Consider the following 17238-nt stretch of genomic DNA (forward strand, 5'->3'; position numbering starts at 1 on the left):
GTGTGTCAGTGGCAAATAGGCTGACTGACCCACTGCTATCGGGGGCAAGTCGAATCGTCGCACCGCCCCTCTCCCCTACATCGGCGTGCTGCTGACCACCCGGAGCGCCAGGCCCTCGTAAGCATCCAGGGTGATGGTAAACGCGCCGTCCTCGGTCAGATCGCCTTCGACCCGTTCATTGATGATGTCCACCACCGGGCCGGGTGCGATGTTGGGCAGGTGCAGGGTTTCGGTGATGGGCGTGGCGCCGAAGTTCAGCGCGGTGATCTGCGTGCCCTTACCGGCAGGCAGTTCGTGGACCATGATCAAAAGGCCAGGGTGTTCTACGTCCGGCACCAGGATCTGGCGGCTGGCGGCAATGTCATAGGCGCGGCGCACCGCGAGGATTTTCTGCAGTTGCGAGGCGAACGATTGCGGGTCCTGCAACTGGTGATTCAGGCTGCCATACAGGCTTCTCGAACGCGGCATCTGGCCTGCGGACAGTTGCGCTTCCGGGTTCAATTCCACCAGATCGTAAGCACCGCGATGAATCCAGCGGGTATCGCCGTCCTGCATCAGGTGCGCAGCCTCATCGGCCGCCAGCGGCAGCGCGCCCACCAGATCCCAGCCGGACAACGCAAACACCCCAGGCTGCATCGCGTTGTACATCACCAGCAACAGATGGATCTGCTGGATCTGCTGAATATCCGCCGCCGTGATGGCCTCCAGGTCACGAATGCCCAGTGCCGCCGTGATGATACTGACGGTGGTGCAGGACACGCCGTTGGTGACGAACTTGAGGTTGTAGGGCGCGTGCTCGCCGGTCAGGCGCTCGTACATCTGCTCACGGATGTGCTCGCGCAGAATGTTGCCGGGGAAGGTCTGGCCCTGGTAGAGGAAGCTGTCGTGGGCATGCAGGGTCCAGAAGTGCACCAGTTCCAGGGTCAATTCATCGTGGTTCTGCAACGCGTGGATCAACGAACCGGGGTCGATGCCCTGGCGGTGCATTTCCCGCAGCATCAGGCGCAGGAATTCGGCATCGCCCATCAACAGCGCGTGCTGGTAAGCCGGCCGGGTGATGAAGTCATAGGACAGGTCGGCGCCGCCGTGGGACATGGAAGCGATGTCATCCACGGTGAGGTTCAGCTCCTGGAAGCTGAAGCCGCCGGCCTTGCGAATCGCGCCGCCGATCAGCTGGTTACCGGTAATCGACAGCGGGTGGCTCTCGGACCACGCGCCGCCCTCAAGCTTGCGCTCCACACCGAGAAAACCGTTGGCGTCCAGGCGCAGGATCTTGGCGCCCATCACGTCGATAGCGTGCAACGCATCACCGATGATCATCTGCTGCGCGGCAAACGATGGGTCCAGCCAGTTGAGCGACGGCTGGCCTTCCTTGAAGTAATGCAGGTACACCCAGCGGCGTGGCTTGCCGTCGACGCCCACCACCACCGGCGTAGCGCTCCAGTCGGTTTCCTTGACGCCGGGCTCAAAGAAGATCACCCGTTGTAACTGGCCGACGATGTAGTGTTTGTCGCGCAGAGCATCCACCTGCAACGGGCTGAGGTTCTGCGCATCACGCCCCGCCGCCACCTCGGGCAGCAGCGGCCAGTCTTCTTCGCGGATTTCTACCATGTGGTAGAGGCCGGGGTAGTCTTCGTAAGCCATCTCGGCCAGGCGAAAGTCCGCGCCCTTACCGGTGTGGGACGGGATGACGTCATCGATGATCACCGCGTTATGCGCCGCGGCCATGCGCGTCAGCGCCTGCAACTGCGCCTCGGTGCCCAATTGCGGGTCGATCTCGAAACTGATGCGGTCGAAGTTGCCGTCGATGGTCGGCGTGTGCTGCGTACCGTTCAGGCCTCCGGATTTTTTCAGCGGGCCATTGTGGATGCCCTGGATACCGATTTTCGACAGTGCATGCCACAGGCTCTCATCCCCCAGTGCCTCCAGCACCGTACCGCCTTCGCGGGTGACGATCGAGGCCGGGTATGCGGTGAACCAGACCGATGAGAGGGCTGAGGCATCGCGCGGCCGGGTCTGTGCATAGGGCTGTTGCCACAACCGACCTTGCCCCGAATAGAGCTTGGCGCGCTGACGCGCCGCGTGCAGCATCGATTGTTCTACCAGCCAGTTCACATGGGTGTTGTCCGCCGCCGTCATAAGCTTGATACCTGTCGTCGTAAAAAGTGGCTCGTAAGCATATGAGGGGCACGGGCGCCATTCGTTGCATCGCAATCACGCCAACGCGGGCCCTCCCCCCGTCGCCTGTCGATACTGGCGTGGCGTAAACCCGGTGGACGCCTTGAACTGCCGCGTGAATGCGCTGTGGTCGGTATAGCCGCACTGCAAGGCCACCTCAGTAATGGGCAGCTCGCTGTGCAGCAGGCGGTGTGCGTGTTCCAGGCGGACTTTCTGGATCATCTGGCGCGGCGTCAGGTTGAACACCCGCTTGCAGTAGCGCTCCAGCTGGGCCACGGAGATGCCGGCGATGCGCGTCAGTTCGCCCAGGGTGACACGTCGGCTGAAGTGGCGGCGGATATGCTCATCGACGGCGGCCAGGCGCTGGTAGGCCGGATGGGTTTCGCTGGCCGATTGCAGGTCAACCGAAATGCCGGCCAGGCCGATGATCGCACCGGCCCGGTTGTACAGCGGCCATTTATGAGTCAGGCACCAGCCCGGTTCGCGACTGCCGTACAGGTGCAGCTCCAGCTGGTCTTCCAGCACCAAACCGTCTTCCAGCACCCGTCGATCCTGTTCGGTATACCCCGGTCCCAGCTGCGCGGGGAACACTTCGGCGCTGGTCTTGCCCAGCAGCGGTCGCAGCTGCCTGAGGCCGCAGCGCTGCACCAGCGTGCGGTTGGCCAGGGCATAGCGCGCCTGAACATCCTTGATAAAGATCGCGGCGTTGGGGATCACGTCGAGCATCGGCAACAGCTGTGCGGCAGCGCTCACCAATTGTTCGAGGCTGTCGGGGCGACTGGCCGCCTCGCCCTGGCAAAGGCTCGCAAATGCACTGTGCAGCATGGTCATCTCTCCGGCGGCGCCTTGGACGCGTAGCAGATTGCCCGATGCCCGACGCACTGTCGAGCCAGGCAAATTATGCCGATTTCGTCATCGATGGCGGCGCAAAACATCAATCCCCGGCGCGCCGGTGAGTTCACTGTAGACCCCTGCATGCCTCTCCAATAACTCACAAGAAGGCGCCGCTATGTCAGGCCAAGGCAAGTTCAAGAAACAGCTCTCACTGATGGACCTTACCTTTATCGGGTTGGGGGCCATCTTCGGTTCGGGCTGGCTGTTCGCAGCCAGCCATGTGTCCGCGATCGCGGGCCCGGCGGGCATTATTTCCTGGTTGATCGGCGGTTTCGCCGTATTGCTGCTGGGCATCGTCTACTGCGAACTGGGCGCCGCCCTGCCCCGCGCCGGCGGCGTGGTGCGCTACCCGGTGTACTCCCACGGCCCGCTGCTGGGCTACCTGATGGGGTTTATCACGCTGATCGCATTCTCCAGCCTGGTCGCGATTGAAGTGGTCGCGTCGCGTCAATATGCGGCGGCGTGGTTTCCGGAACTGACCCAGGCCGGCTCCAGCAACCCCACCACCCTGGGCTGGCTGGTGCAGTTCGCGCTGCTGTGTCTGTTCTTCGTGCTCAACTACCGCAGCGTCAAAACCTTCGCCATCGCCAACAACCTGGTGAGCGTGTTCAAGTTCATCGTGCCGCTGCTGGTGATCGGCGTGTTGTTCAGTTTCTTCAAACCGGGGAATTTCCAGGTGCATGGTTTTGCGCCATTCGGCCTGTCGGGCATCGAGATGGCGGTGTCGGCCGGCGGGGTGATCTTTGCGTACCTGGGCCTCACGCCGATCATCTCGGTGGCCAGTGAAGTGAAAAACCCGCAGCGCACCATCCCGATCGCGTTGATCCTTTCGGTGCTGTTATCGACCGCCATCTATGTGCTGCTGCAAACCGCATTCCTGGGCGGCGTGCCCACAGAGATGCTTGCCGATGGCTGGGCCGGGATCAGCCGGCAACTGGCGTTGCCCTATCGCGACATTGCCCTGGCCTTGGGCGTGGGTTGGCTGGCGTACCTGGTGGTGGCCGATGCGGTGATCTCCCCCAGCGGCTGCGGCAATATCTACATGAACGCCACGCCGCGCGTGGTGTATGGCTGGGCGCAGACCGGCACGTTCTTCAGGATTTTCACGCGTATCGATGAAAAATCCGGCATCCCGCGCCCGGCGCTGTGGCTGACCTTTGGCCTGTCGGTGTTCTGGACCTTGCCGTTTCCGTCCTGGGAGGCGCTGATCAATGTGGTGTCGGCCGCGCTGATCCTCAGCTACGCCGTGGCCCCGGTGACCGTCGCCGCACTGCGCCGCAACGCACCGCAAATGGCCCGGCCGTTCCGGGTCAAGGGCATGGCTTTGCTCGGCCCGGTGTCGTTCATCATCGCCGCGCTGATCGTGTACTGGTCGGGCTGGAGCACCGTGTCGTGGCTGCTCGGCCTGCAAATCCTGATGTTTGCGATCTACCTGCTCTGCGCGCGCTGGGTGCCGACCGCGCACCTCAATCTGGCGCAACAAGTGCGTTCGTCAGCGTGGCTGATCGGTTTCTACGCGGTGATGATCCTGCTCTCCAAACTCGGCACCTTCGGCGGCATCGGCGCCATCGGTCACCCGCTCGATACGCTGGTGGTCGCGGCGTGCGCGCTGGGTATCTATTACTGGGGCGCCGCCACCGGCGTGCCGGCGCACCGGGTGCGGCTGGAACAAGAAGCCGATGAAAGCGAAACGATCGACGAGCACCAAGGCCGACCCGCAATGGCCCCGGCCACGCACTGATTGGAGCGACTGATGAAACGATTGCATGTGATCGACTCCCACACCGGCGGCGAACCTACGCGCCTGGTACTCAGCGGCTTCCCGTCGCTGACCGGCGCCAGTATCGCCGCGCAGCTGGAGTGCTTACGCAGCGAGCATGACCAATGGCGCCGCGCCTGCCTGCTGGAGCCGCGTGGTAACGATGTACTGGTCGGCGCGCTGTATTGCGAGCCGGTTACGCCAGGCGCCACCTGCGGCGTGATCTTCTTCAACAACGCCGGCTACCTGGGCATGTGCGGCCACGGCACCATCGGCCTGGTCAACTCGCTGCACCACCTGGGGCGTATCGCACCGGGGGTGCACACCATCGACACGCCGGTAGGCCCGGTAGCGGCGACATTGCACGAAGACGGCGCGGTGACCCTGCGCAATGTGCCGGCTTATCGCTTTCGCCAACAGGTGCCGGTGGACGTGCCGGGCCACGGCGTGGTCAAGGGCGATATCGCCTGGGGTGGCAATTGGTTTTTCCTGGTCAGCGAACATGGCAAGGCCTTGGAGATGGATAACGTCGACGCTATCACCGAGTACACCTGGGCGATGCTCAAGGCCCTGGAAAACCAGGGTATCCACGGTGCCGACGGCGCATTGATCGACCATGTCGAGCTGTTCGCCGACGACGCCCACGCCGACAGTCGCAACTTCGTGATGTGCCCCGGCAAGGCCTACGACCGCTCGCCCTGCGGCACCGGCACCAGCGCCAAACTCGCTTGCCTGGCCGCCGATGGAACACTCAGGCCCGGCCAGGTATGGACCCAGGCCAGCATCACCGGCAGCCAATTCAATGGCCAGTACGAGTGGGAGGGCGAGCGCGTCATCCCCTTTATCACCGGTCGCGCCTATATGACCGCCGACAGCGTGCTGCTGATCGACGAGCAAGACCCTTTCGCCTGGGGCATTTGAGCCCCCCATTTGACTTGAAGGAGTACAACCATGAGCGACAACATTTTTACCGGCTGCATCCCTGCCCTGATGACCCCGTGCACCGCCCAGCGCCAACCTGACTTCGACGCACTGGTCGCTAAAGGCCGCGAACTGATCGAAGCCGGCATGAGCGCAGTGGTGTACTGCGGCTCCATGGGCGACTGGCCGTTGCTCACCGAAGCCCAGCGCCAGGAAGGCGTGGCGCGGCTAGTGGCGGCTGGAGTGCCGACCATTGTCGGTACGGGTGCGGTCAATAGCCGCGAAGCGGTGGCTCACGCCGCCCACGCCGCCCACGTCGGCGCCCACGGCCTGATGGTGATTCCCCGCGTGTTGTCGCGTGGCGCATCCGCCACCGCACAGAAGGCGCACTTCTCGGCAATCCTCAAGGCTGCGCCCGAGTTGCCGGCCGTGATCTATAACAGCCCTTACTACGGCTTCGCCACCCGCGCCGAGCTGTTCTTCGAACTGCGCCGCGAACACCCGAACCTGATCGGCTTCAAGGAATTCGGCGGTGGCGCGGACCTGCGCTATGCCGCCGAACACATCACTTCCCAGGACGACCGCGTAACCCTGATGGTGGGCGTGGACACCCAGGTGGTGCATGGCTTCGTCAACTGTAACGCCACCGGCGCCATCACCGGCATCGGCAACGCGCTGCCACGAGAAGTGCTGCACCTGGTGGCGCTGAGCAAACAGGCGGCCAAGGGCGATGCCAAGGCCCGGCGCCTGGCCCGCGAACTGGAAAGCGCCCTGGCGGTGTTGTCGTCGTTTGATGAGGGCTGCGACCTGGTGCTGTATTACAAGCACCTGATGGTGCTCAACGGCGACAAGGGCTACGACCTGCACTTCAATGAGACCGACGTGCTCAGCGAGGCTCAGCGGCGTTACGCCGAGCAGCAGTTCGCACTGTTTCGCCAGTGGTACGCCAACTGGTCGGCCGAGCAGAACCGCGCCTGAGTGCGCACGCGCCGCCGTGATCGGCACGGCGGCCCTTCCTATTTTCCAGGACGATCCTATGACTTTGACGGGCCAAATGCTGATCGGTCAGCATCCTCTGCGCGGCAGCGGCACCGCATTCCGCGCCATCAACCCCGCCACCGACACGCCGCTGGAGCCAGCCTACGCGGGCGGCGATGCTGCGCATGTCGAGCAGGCCTGCGCCTTGGCGTGGGCAGCGTTCGATACCTATCGAGAAACGTCGCTGATGGCTCGCGCGGCATTTCTTGAAGCCATCGCCGAGCAAATCGAAGCCTTGGGCGACGTGTTGATCGAGCGCGCCGCTGCCGAAACCGGCCTGCCACGCCCGCGTCTTCAAGGTGAGCGCGGCCGCACCTGCGCCCAGCTGCGTACCTTCGCGCGCACCGTGCGTGCCGGCGAGTGGCTGGATGTGCGGGTCGACAGCGCCCAGCCCGAACGCGAGCCCTTGCCGCGCCCGGACCTGCGTCAGCGCCACATCGCACTGGGCCCGGTGGCCGTGTTCGGCGCGAGTAATTTCCCCCTTGCCTTTTCCGTGGCCGGCGGCGATACCGCCTCAGCGCTCGCCGCCGGTTGCCCGGTGATCGTCAAGGCGCACAACGCACACCCCGGCACCAGCGAGCTGGTGGGCCGCGCCATTGCCAGGGCGGTGGCGGCGTGCAGTCTGCCGGAGGGGGTATTTTCGCTGCTCTACGACAGCGGTTATGACCTGGGCATTGCGCTGGTCAGCGACTCACGCATCAAGGCCGTGGGCTTTACCGGTTCGCGCAGTGGCGGTATGGCGTTGTGTCGTGCCGCCCAGGCACGCCCGGAGCCGATTCCGGTGTATGCGGAAATGAGTTCGATCAACCCGGTGTACCTGTTTCCAGCGGCACTGGCGGCGCGCGGTGACGCGCTGGCCCAGGGGTTTGTTGCCTCACTGACCCAGGGCGCCGGGCAGTTCTGCACCAACCCCGGAGTGGTAGTCGCCATTCAAGGGCCGGCATTGCAGCGCTTTGTTCAGGTGGCGAGCGACTCACTGCAGCACTGCGCCGCGCAGACGATGCTCAGCCCTGGAATCTTCCAGGCCTATCAGCGAGGCGCGAGCGCATTGGCCGACCATGCCGAGGTCGCCGCCACCGGCAAAGCCGCGCAGGGCCCCAACCAGGGCCAGGCGCGTATGTGTGTTACCCAGGCCGACGCTTTCCTGGCCAACCCGGCACTCCAGGCCGAAGTGTTCGGCGCGACTTCATTGGTGATCGCCTGCACTGACAGCGCGCAAGTGCGTCAGGTCAGCGAGCACCTCGAAGGCCAGCTCACAGCCACGCTGCATCTGGACGAAGCCGACCTGGCTGACGCCCGCTCATTGTTGCCGTTGCTGGAGCGCAAGGCCGGTCGCCTGCTGGTGAACGGCTGGCCGACCGGCGTGGAAGTGTGCGACGCCATGGTGCATGGCGGGCCGTTCCCAGCCACGTCGGACTCGCGCACCACCTCAGTGGGCACGGCGGCGATCCAGCGCTTCCTGCGGCCGGTGTGCTACCAGGACTTCCCTGACGCCTTGCTGCCTGCAGCACTGCGGCATGACAACCCGCTGCTGCTGCGGCGGCTGCTCGACGGGCAGAGAGAGGCCTAGCCGATGAACCGTACGGATATCGTGGTGGTCGGCGCCGGCATTATCGGCGTGGCCTGCGCGTTGCAAATGGCGCGTCAGGGCCGCCAGGTAGTAATCGTCGACCCGCAGGCGCCAGGCATGGGCGCCTCCTATGGCAACGCCGGGCACCTGGCGACCGAGCAGGTGTTTCCGATTGCCGACCGCTCGATTCTCAAGCGCTTGCCCGCCATGCTGCTGGACCCCATGGGCCCGCTGCGTCTGGACTGGCGCTACCTGCCCCGCGCCCTGCCCTGGTTTACGCGCCTGTTGCTCAACCTGCGCCCGGCGCCTTACCAGCGCACGGTGGCCGGCCTTCGTGCGCTCAACGAGCATAGCCTGGGCGCCTGGCAGCGCTTGCTGGCCAGCCTGGAGCGGACGCGGCTGATGCGCCAGGACGGCTCACTGTTGGTGTTCGAACGGGCTGAGTCGCGGGCGGATATCCAAGCGTTGCAGCATCGAATGCAGCAACAAAACGTGCCGGTGGAATTCTGGCCTGCCGAGGCGATTCGCGAAGCGGCGCCGCAGTTGAGCGAACGCCTGCTAGGGGGACTGTTTTTCCCGGCCACCGGGCATTTTCTCGACCCGTTCCAGGTGGTGGGCGAACTGGTCAGCGCCGCCGAGGCTGCGGGCGTGCAGTTTCTCCAGCGCCGTGTGGTCAGCGGGCAAGTCGATGCCGAAGGCGTCTGCCTGTTCACCGACCAGGCGCCGCTGCTGGCGCGTCAGGCGCTGATTGCCTGCGGTGCGCATTCGGCCAGCCTGACGGCGGCGCTGACCGGCAAACAGGTGCCGTTGGACACCGAGCGCGGCTACCACCTGATGCTGCCCCATGAGCATCAGCGCCTGCCGTTCGCCGTGACCTCCCTGGAGCGTAAATTTATCATGACCCCCATGGCCGGCGGCCTGCGGCTGGCCGGTACGGTGGAGTTCGCCGGGCTTGAACGCCCCGCCAATATGCAGCGCGCCTGGCAGTTACAACGGTTGAGCCACGGCCTGTTCCGTGAGGAATTGGACGTCAAGGGTGCGACCCCGTGGATGGGCTTTCGGCCGTCGCTGCCCGACTCGCTGCCGATCATCGATCGGGTGGCTGACGGCAAGGTACTGTTGGCGTTCGGGCATCAGCACCTGGGCTTGACCCAGGCGGCGGTGACGGCGGAGCTGGTGGCCGGGCTGGCGGCAGGCACGCCGATGCCAGCGGGGTTGCCGGCCCTGGCGCCTTATCGGCTGGAGCGTTTTTAGCGGCGAGTGTCAGGCCGGATGACCTGCGGCGTTGAACAATCCGTCGGCCATCGCCTGGATTTCATCCGCCATCCATAACCTTCCTAGCCATTCGGACGGGATCGCCGTGAGCCCGTAATAGGCGCCGGCCAATTGACCGACTATGGCGGCGGTGGTATCGGCATCATCGCCCAGGTTGGCCGCCGCCAGCACTGCATCGGCATAGCTGTCGGTGTGATGAAAGCACCACAAGGCAGCTTCCAGGGAAGCCACCGAATAGCCCGAGCCGACAATCTCCGCGCCGGGTTTGTCACGGTACTCTCCCGCCGCAATAGCCTTCACCTTGGGCGTCATCAACGGTACTTCGGCCAACTGCAACACCTTCGCTTTCGACGCGCCGCCGAGGGCATTACAGATGGTCTGCGCCAGCACCAGACAGCAGTCAATCGCTTCCTGGGCGGCGTGGGTGGTGCGGGAACTGTCGGCGCTGAAGGTGTGCACGTTTTGCAGGTCCGGGTAATAAAACAACACCACAGGCGCCAGGCGCATCATCGAGCCGTTGCCGGCCGAATAGGGATCGGTTGAGCCGGCGAAAGGGTTGCCGGTGTTCTGGAACAGCGTCAGCGCCTCGCGTACGGTCATGCCGATATCGAAACAGTCTCCGGTTGAACTAAGGTAGCCCCACTGCCACCAATTGAGGTAGCGCGCCATCTGGTCACGGGCATCGAACCCGTCTTTGTGCAACAGGCTCTCGGCCAGGCACAGGGCCATGGAGGTATCGTCCGTCCACTGCCCCGGCTTGAGATTGAACGGCCCGCCGCCGACCATATCGGTGATCGGCGTAAAACTGCCCCGGCGCTTGAACTCCAGGGTGGTCCCCACAGCATCGCCGCAGGCCAGGCCCAGCAAGCTGCCACGGTAGCGGTCCTTCAGGGTTAACGACATCGGCACTCCTCGGGAAAATTCCTGACGGTGGTCATGCTACTTGATCAGGCGTTTCTCTTTCGAGGGGCGGTATCCGAAGTAGGCGCTGTAACACTTGCTGAAATGGCTCGGCGAGACAAACCCACACGCTACCAGCACTTCCACTTGCGACAGCTCGGTGTGCTGCAGCAAACGCCGCGCTTCGGTTACGCGCAGTTCCATGTAGTAGCGCTGCGGCGTGGTGCCCAATTGCTCCTTGAACAGGCGTTCGAGCTGACGTCGCGAGCGGCCGGCGTAGACTGCCAACTGGTCGAGTTCCAGCGGTTCTTCGAGGTTGGCGTCCATCAGCTTGACCACTTCGCGCAGCGGCGCGCTGACGCTGATGTTTTCAGTCGGTTTGATGCGCCGGTAACGCGACTCTTCAAACGCCAGGATGTCTTCAATGCCTTCGACCAGCGCCTTGCCGTGCAGGCTCTTGATCCAGTCCAACGCCATATGGAACGCACCGGAGGGGCTCGACGCGGTGAGGCGGTCGCGGTCGATCACAAAGGGTTCGCTGGTGACCTTGGCGGCCTTGGACACCTCGGCCAGCGCCGGGCGGTGCTCCGGGTGAATGGCACACTGATAGCCCTGCAACAGCCCGGCACGGCCGAGAAACCAAGAGCCGTTCCACAACCCGGCCAGGCTCACGCCCATCTCGGCGGCGCTGCGCAGCAGGTGGATGAAGTCGTCACTGGCCTTGAGTTCGGTACGAAAGCCGCCGCAGATCACCAACAGGTCGAGGTCGTGCAGCACAGCGGCGTCAAGGCGGGCGTCCGGTCGAATCACCAGGCCGAGGTCGCTGATGACCTCGCCCTCGTCGCAGCCGAACGTGCGTGAGGCGAACAGCTCGGGGCGCAGCAGGTTGGCGGTGACCAGGGTATCGAGAGTCTGGGTGAATGCGGGCAGGGAGAAATGTTCGAGCAACAGAAACCCGACGCGGGTGACCGACGCCGGCTGCTGGGAGGTTTCGTTGAGGTAGCGCAGGTTCTTGCCCTTCATGCCACCGCTGAATTGACGTCTTTCCATCGAGGGTTGGCCCACTCTTATTGTGTTGATGCCGTGGGCGCCATCTTAGGGGCAAATGCCCCGGCTGTCTCAAGCACTGATATGGAAAATTCCGGCGGCACTCAACGCCCTCCACCATGGGGTGGCAGCCATATCTGATACGGTTTTTTCTTTGTTATCTGCGTCTGTATCGAAAAACCACCCAGGCGGACAATAGCCACCGTTTCCACTTCCCTTCCCTTCGGAGGTCCTATGACCAAGATGGCACTCTTCCTGTTCGGTTTTCTGGTATTGACCATCGGCATCGGCCTGCTGGCGACCATCTCACCGGTCTGACACCTAGCCGGCCAGGAACATCGGGTACAGCGACAAAACCAGCAAGCCGGCCATTATCCCGTTGAACAGGCGCACCCAACGCGGCTCACGCAACAGGTTGCGCAGCCCGGTGCCGCAGCCCAACCAGACGCACACGCTGGGCAGGTTGACCACCGCGAACACCAAGGCAATGACCAGCACATTGGTCACGTAGCCTTCGGCGGGCGTGTAGGTGGTGATGGCGCCCAACGCCATGATCCAGGCCTTGGGGTTGACCCACTGGAACGCGGCGGCGCCGAGAAACGTCATGGGTTTGCCGCGCTCGTCAGCGCTGTCGGTCATGCCGCCCGCCGTGGCGATCTTCCACGCCAGATACAGCAGATACGCGGCCCCCACGTAACGCAGCAACGTATACGCCCAGGGAAACACCTTGAACACCTCGCCCAACCCCAACCCGACTGCAATCACCAGCAGCATAAAACCGATGCTGATGCCCAGCGCATGAGGTATGGAGCGGCGAAAACCGAAATTCACCCCCGAGGCCAGCAACATGGTGTTGTTGGGGCCGGGGGTGATCGAAGAGACAAAGGCAAACAGCACAAAGGCCGACAGCAGACTGGAAGACATGACCATCGCAAAGCATCCGAACAGGGTGGAAGGCTTACGACAGTAGTGATTTATCCCGACGAACACCCCGTACAGCCAGGCGCGGATCGAGGCATACACTTTTCCCGCACATTCCCATGCAGTTTCACAAAGCTTTCACAGATGCACGCTTAAGGTGACTCCAGTAGCTCCTAGTGAACACCCCTTTTAGCCCGCACCCCCCATCGCGGGCTTTTCTTTGCCCGGCATTTACCCACGGCATGACGCGCAACGGCGGAGACACGCATGCAGGAATTGATACACGACCTGAATGGACCCCGAACAGCTCAGCAGGAACTGTTCTACGACCTGGAAGACGCAGCGGCGATGATCGGCTGGTCGGTGGTGGAACTCAAGGCTATGGCGGCGAGCGGCGCAGCACAGGCACTCACTCTGACAAAGATAGGTGACTTGCTGGCGGCCCAGCAGGACAAGCTCAACGGCTACGCCGCAGAGGTGAAACAGCAGCGCATCAAACGCTCCGACAGCGATGGCCCGCCCGAATGAAAACCGTGAATTCGTTCACAGTTCTGCGGACGTCGCGTTGATGGTCAAAATGCGAGCCCATACCATTTGGCTCCACTCGGGCGCTCATCCATAGGGACATTGCCATGCGCCTGCCCGGGACTGCTGACGCGCAGGCAATCAAACATTGAGGTTTGCCATGCGCCTGTCCACACTTGCACCTGCCGCCGCCCTGCTCAGCCTGTTCACCCTGCCCGCCCACGCCGCCGATCTCTCGGCCCTGACCGGCGCGCTGTCCACCGCACTGGGAGGCGCGAACACGACCAACACCGCCAACACCAACAACGCTGGCTCCTGCCAGCAACAAATCCGCGACCTGCAAGCCAACATCAACGCCGCCAACGCCAAGGGCGATACCTTGCGCGCCAGCGCATTCCAGGCGGCGCTGACGCAAACCAATAAAAGCTGCAGTAACGCCACTTACAACACTCAAGCTCAAGTGGACACCAGCTCGCAACGCCAACAGAACGTAAACAAGGCGGCGGACGCGATCAACGCGATTGGTGGGTTGTTTAAATAAATAAGTACAGAGAAGCCTGCTCCCGAGCAGGCTTTCTCGTTACACCGGCTCAATTGCGCAGAGCTCTGCAAACACTGAAACGCCGTTCATTTGTCCAGGTTCAGCAGCTCGTACATCCGCTCGCCGATCATTCCTCGCAACCAGGCAGCATGAAACTCCATTTCTTCCAAAGACGTCCCCTCGGCAAACTGGTATTCGTACACCCTGTCCTTCGGTCCCTGAAACACAACACTGAAATAGCCATTTCGGTCATAGGCAGCGAGCACATAGGGCCGCATGGAAAAGATGTCGCTGAATGGCACGCTTAATTCGGTGGGTTTACGCCCGCGACGGCTGACGATAAGGGTGAGCACGCGCTGGTTTTCGCCAGGCTCCAGTGCGCCGCGAGGACAGTACCACCGTTGAATGATCTCAGTGTTCCAGGATCGCCCACATTAACGGCCCTGACAAAATCAACAGGCACAAAAAAACCCCGCAGCCTAATGGCTGCGGGGCTTTTGAGAGTGGAGGCCGAGGTCGGAATCGAACCGGCGTAGGCGGATTTGCAATCCGCTGCATAACCATTTTGCTACTCGGCCTCAAACGATCAATGCCCTTAATGCTGGCACTCACCGCATGCAAACTTGAGTGGGCTACGTGAAGCCTGCCTCTACTCTAACTCATTGAATACATTGAAGTTTTTAAAGCTTCTATGCGTTCGATGGGCGCCATTATGTACTCATTTGCCGGGGCCTGCAACCCCTTGATTTCAAAAATATTTCGTCCTGGCATCAAGGAGTTGCGGGGCTGGAGGACTCCTGAATGACCTGCTGGCGGTACTGCGGGTCGGCGTGGATCTGGGCCTCGGTGAACGGTAGCGGGCTGAGGGTTTTGCCGGAGAATGCCTGGGTCTGGTCCTTGAAATAGGGAGAGGCCGGATTGCTGGATTGGGAGAACGCCAGCAGGCCTTCGGCATGGGGCCCCTGGTCGTCGAAGGTGACGATTTGCAGGTAGCTGCTGCCGCTGACCACTTCACGCTTGCCGTCGGCGCGAGGCACGCTTTGCATGGCGTTGTAGATCCCCAGTTCCTGCGGGCCGCCGTGGATCGGGGTTTGCCCGGAGAGTTGCACATCCCCCCAGGTGCTGGTGGCGCTCAGCCCGCGCTTGGCGACATCGGCAGTGGAGGCCAGCATGGCGGCGCGCAGCGCGTTGGCTACCGGTGCGCGATCAATGGCCAGGCCGCGTGGGGTGGTGAGCGGTTGGGCCGGGTCGAATGCCACGCGCCAGGCGTCGGGCATCGGCTGCAGGTGGTTCATCAGGTTGATGAAGTGCACCAGGCCCACGCCGCTGTCTAGATTGGCGTGGCGGTCCCAATTCTTCAGGCTGGTACACAGGGGTTGCAAGGCCTGCGCATCTGCCGCGAGGCGCTTGGCGCAGAACTCAAGCAGATCCGGCATGACCTGGCCGGCCAGGTACACCTCGTTATCCATCACCATGTTGCGCAGGTCGGCCACGCCTATCGGGCGATTACCCAGGCTGTGCAGACGCTGCAGGGCGAAGCGCGCACGCGGACCGAGGCCGATGCGGTCCTGGCTGATCAGCGGCGAGAAGCCCGTCAACGGCGCCTGCGGGTTGGCCAGCCAGGCTGAGTCATTGGAATGCTGGACGTAGTCGCTGCGTTGCAACTGCGGCAGTTGGTCGGCGGGGAATATTCCCGGCTGGGCGGCATCCGGGTCGACCTCCCAGGCGCAGGCGCTGTGGGCGCCGTCCAGCACAATCATCTGCAAACCGGCGCGTGGGTCACTGCAGCTGGCCAACTTGGCCGCGCTGACGTTAGGCACCACCGACAGGTTCATGTACAGGCTCTGGCCCTGGTCATCGGCGGCCACGGTGTTGACCCACGGGATGCCTTGCAAGGTCTGCACCGACGTTTGCAGCGCCTTGAGGCTGGTGGCGCGGTTCATGGCGTACCACTGCTGCAGCACGCGGTCGTTGCCCAGGTTGGCGTCGCGCAGGCTGAAGGCGTAATGCGCATCCCAGTCGAGCTTGCCGGGCCATTGCACCACCGGGCCGAATTGCGAGCTGTAGAGGGTGTGACTCACCTCTTTGACGCTGCCGTCGGCCTGCTTGACCTTGACCGTCACTGCGGTTTTATCCAGGGGGATCGATTGACCGTCGAGCAGATAGCGCGTGGCGTCCTTGGGGTCCAGGGTCAAGCGGTAGAGGGTAAAGTGCTTGGACGTGTCGACCGTATGGGTCCATGCCACATGCTGGTTGAAACCGATATTGATCACCGGCAACCCCGGCAACGCGGCCCCCATGACATCAAGCTGGCCGGGGATGGTCAGGTGCATCTCATAAAAGCGCATACCGCCGACCCACGGGAAATGCGGGTTGGCCAACAACATGCCGCGCCCGTTGAACGATCGGTCGCGCCCCACCGCTACCGCGTTGCTGCCGCGATCCAGGCTGAAACGTTGTTGTTGCGCAGCGGCCACTGCAAAGGCCTTGGCGTCGGGCTGTACTGCGGCGCTGGCGTTGGGCGGCGTCGCGCCCACCAGCGCCTCGGCGAATTGGCCGACACCGCCTTCGACCAACAGACGCCGCGTCAACTTGACCAGATCGCCGGCCACCAATGGCCTGACCCACTCGCCGTGGCATTGGGCCGGCGCGCCGTGTTCTTGCAGGTAACGGTTATAGCCCGCGACATAACCTTCAATGCGCTGCTGGATCTGTGGGCTCTGCGCCGTCCAGAACGCGGTCACGGCGGCCGGTGTGTTCAACCAGTTGAAGAACACATCGCTGGCCAGGTTGTTGCGTTCTTCCAGGGTCGACTGGTCCGGGCCGAAGTAGCGCGCGCGCTCACCGTTGACCGTCACCACCTCGTTGGCCAACAGGCACAGGTTGTCCTGGGCATAGGCGTAACCGATGCCGTAGCCCAGGCCACGCTCATCGCTGGCGCGGATATGCGGCACGCCGAAACCGGTCCGCTGGATCTGCGCCTGCGTCACCTGCTCGCGCGCCGATACGGCCAGGCTGGCGCCCAGCAACACTGCGAGCGCACATACCCTGGACAACTTGTTGTTAATAATCACACCGACTCCGCCGTCAAATGAACGTCTTCACGCGGGGCAACCACCCCACCGTAAGAACGCACATCAACGCGCGGAATTTAGCCCGCAGAGTGTGACAAAACCGATACCGACGAAATTTCTACATCCCGCGCTTCATGATTTCACCGGCTCGTTCGTCTTATTGAATAAGAGCGCCATCATTTTCCTGATCAGGCTCTGATAAGGAGTTTTTGCATGTACAACCCGCAAGTGCCCACGGACGGACATCTCTCGGCCGCCGACGCCAAGTTCGGCAATGGCACCCCGGCCTACGACAAGACGCCGGAGCAGCAAGGCAACCAACGAATTCGTTATCTGCTCAAGTGTTTCGGCCTGCGCACCAGCCTGATTCGGCTGAAGGTCATCGACGCCCTGCTCACCGCCGCCGACAACCAGCGCAGCCTCGGCGTACGCGGAGTGCACAGCCATTTGCTGGCGCTGGGCATTCCGTTGTCGTTTCTCAGCGTGCGTGAAGTGCTCAAGCGGCTATGCAGCGAGGGCGTGATCACCCTCAATGCGGATAAAAGCTACAGCCTCCATGAAGAAGCCGCCAAGGTGCTCGACAGCCGCACCTGAT

15 protein-coding genes and 1 tRNA gene are annotated in these 17238 nt (G+C 63.0%); 8 read left to right on the forward strand and 8 right to left on the reverse strand.

Annotated features, from left to right (window positions below):
* Positions 1-75: 75 nt before the first annotated feature.
* A complete protein-coding gene (gene treS / locus G7025_RS07430; RefSeq protein ID WP_181077766.1) occupies positions 76-2139 on the reverse strand; it encodes a maltose alpha-D-glucosyltransferase in 2064 nt (687 codons plus the stop codon).
* Between the two features lie 75 nt (positions 2140-2214).
* Positions 2215-3003 carry an AraC family transcriptional regulator gene (locus G7025_RS07435; protein WP_181077768.1) on the reverse strand — a complete coding sequence of 263 codons (789 nt, stop codon included), beginning with the start codon at positions 3001-3003 and terminating at the stop codon, positions 2215-2217.
* A 184-nt stretch (positions 3004-3187) separates the two neighbouring features.
* On the opposite strand from G7025_RS07435, the gene G7025_RS07440 reads away from it, so the two are divergent.
* Genes G7025_RS07440 through G7025_RS07460 form a run of 5 tightly spaced genes read left to right on the forward strand, consistent with a single transcriptional unit; the run spans position 3188 to position 9614 of the window.
* The gene (locus tag G7025_RS07440) at positions 3188-4813 is read left to right on the forward strand and encodes an APC family permease (protein WP_181077770.1); all 1626 of its coding nucleotides are present in this window, start codon (positions 3188-3190) and stop codon (positions 4811-4813) included.
* A gap of 12 nt (positions 4814-4825) precedes the next feature.
* Positions 4826-5752, forward strand: a complete 927-nt coding sequence (locus G7025_RS07445; protein ID WP_181077772.1) for a 4-hydroxyproline epimerase — start codon at positions 4826-4828, stop codon at positions 5750-5752.
* 30 nt (positions 5753-5782) lie between these two features.
* Positions 5783-6730 carry a dihydrodipicolinate synthase family protein gene (locus G7025_RS07450; protein ID WP_181077774.1) on the forward strand — a complete coding sequence of 316 codons (948 nt, stop codon included), beginning with the start codon at positions 5783-5785 and terminating at the stop codon, positions 6728-6730.
* A 58-nt stretch (positions 6731-6788) separates the two neighbouring features.
* Positions 6789-8360: an aldehyde dehydrogenase (NADP(+)) gene (locus G7025_RS07455; protein ID WP_181077776.1), complete on the forward strand. Its 1572-nt coding sequence runs from the start codon at positions 6789-6791 to the stop codon at positions 8358-8360.
* Between the two features lie 3 nt (positions 8361-8363).
* Positions 8364-9614: an NAD(P)/FAD-dependent oxidoreductase gene (locus G7025_RS07460; protein ID WP_181077777.1), complete on the forward strand. Its 1251-nt coding sequence runs from the start codon at positions 8364-8366 to the stop codon at positions 9612-9614.
* 9 nt (positions 9615-9623) lie between these two features.
* Here G7025_RS07460 and G7025_RS07465 read toward each other — a convergent pair whose 3' ends face one another.
* The 3 genes from G7025_RS07465 to G7025_RS07475 all read right to left on the reverse strand — a co-directional run bounded on the left by G7025_RS07465 (position 9624) and on the right by G7025_RS07475 (position 12512).
* Positions 9624-10538 carry an ADP-ribosylglycohydrolase family protein gene (locus G7025_RS07465; RefSeq protein ID WP_181077779.1) on the reverse strand — a complete coding sequence of 305 codons (915 nt, stop codon included), beginning with the start codon at positions 10536-10538 and terminating at the stop codon, positions 9624-9626.
* A gap of 36 nt (positions 10539-10574) precedes the next feature.
* Positions 10575-11558, reverse strand: a complete 984-nt coding sequence (locus G7025_RS07470) for a GlxA family transcriptional regulator (protein ID WP_181077969.1) — start codon at positions 11556-11558, stop codon at positions 10575-10577.
* 345 nt (positions 11559-11903) lie between these two features.
* Positions 11904-12512 carry a LysE family translocator gene (locus G7025_RS07475; RefSeq protein ID WP_181077781.1) on the reverse strand — a complete coding sequence of 203 codons (609 nt, stop codon included), beginning with the start codon at positions 12510-12512 and terminating at the stop codon, positions 11904-11906.
* Between the two features lie 258 nt (positions 12513-12770).
* On the opposite strand from G7025_RS07475, the gene G7025_RS07480 reads away from it, so the two are divergent.
* Together G7025_RS07480 and G7025_RS07485 are read left to right on the forward strand one after the other, a co-directional pair.
* Positions 12771-13031 (forward strand): hypothetical protein, encoded by a 261-nt coding sequence (locus tag G7025_RS07480; protein ID WP_181077783.1) that lies wholly within the window; start codon positions 12771-12773, stop codon positions 13029-13031.
* Positions 13032-13188: 157 nt separating this feature from the next.
* Positions 13189-13569, forward strand: a complete 381-nt coding sequence (locus G7025_RS07485) for a DUF1090 family protein (RefSeq protein WP_181077785.1) — start codon at positions 13189-13191, stop codon at positions 13567-13569.
* An 86-nt stretch (positions 13570-13655) separates the two neighbouring features.
* On the opposite strand, the gene G7025_RS07490 is transcribed toward G7025_RS07485, so the two are convergent.
* From G7025_RS07490 to pvdQ, 3 genes are all read right to left on the reverse strand, one after another.
* The gene (locus G7025_RS07490; protein WP_308811960.1) at positions 13656-13922 is read right to left on the reverse strand and encodes a hypothetical protein; all 267 of its coding nucleotides are present in this window, start codon (positions 13920-13922) and stop codon (positions 13656-13658) included.
* Positions 13923-14073: 151 nt separating this feature from the next.
* Positions 14074-14147 (reverse strand) — tRNA-Cys (locus G7025_RS07495).
* 192 nt (positions 14148-14339) lie between these two features.
* A complete protein-coding gene (gene pvdQ, locus G7025_RS07500) occupies positions 14340-16643 on the reverse strand; it encodes a bifunctional acylase PvdQ (protein ID WP_181077786.1) in 2304 nt (767 codons plus the stop codon).
* Positions 16644-16856: 213 nt separating this feature from the next.
* Between pvdQ and G7025_RS07505 the strand changes: the two genes are divergently transcribed.
* On the forward strand, positions 16857-17237 hold the full coding sequence (locus G7025_RS07505) for a fe2+ zn2+ uptake regulation protein (protein ID WP_181077788.1): 381 nt from the start codon (positions 16857-16859) through the stop codon (positions 17235-17237).
* Position 17238 lies beyond the last annotated feature (1 nt).

Source organism: Pseudomonas lurida (assembly GCF_013522705.1).
Lineage (GTDB): Bacteria > Pseudomonadota > Gammaproteobacteria > Pseudomonadales > Pseudomonadaceae > Aquipseudomonas > Aquipseudomonas quebecensis.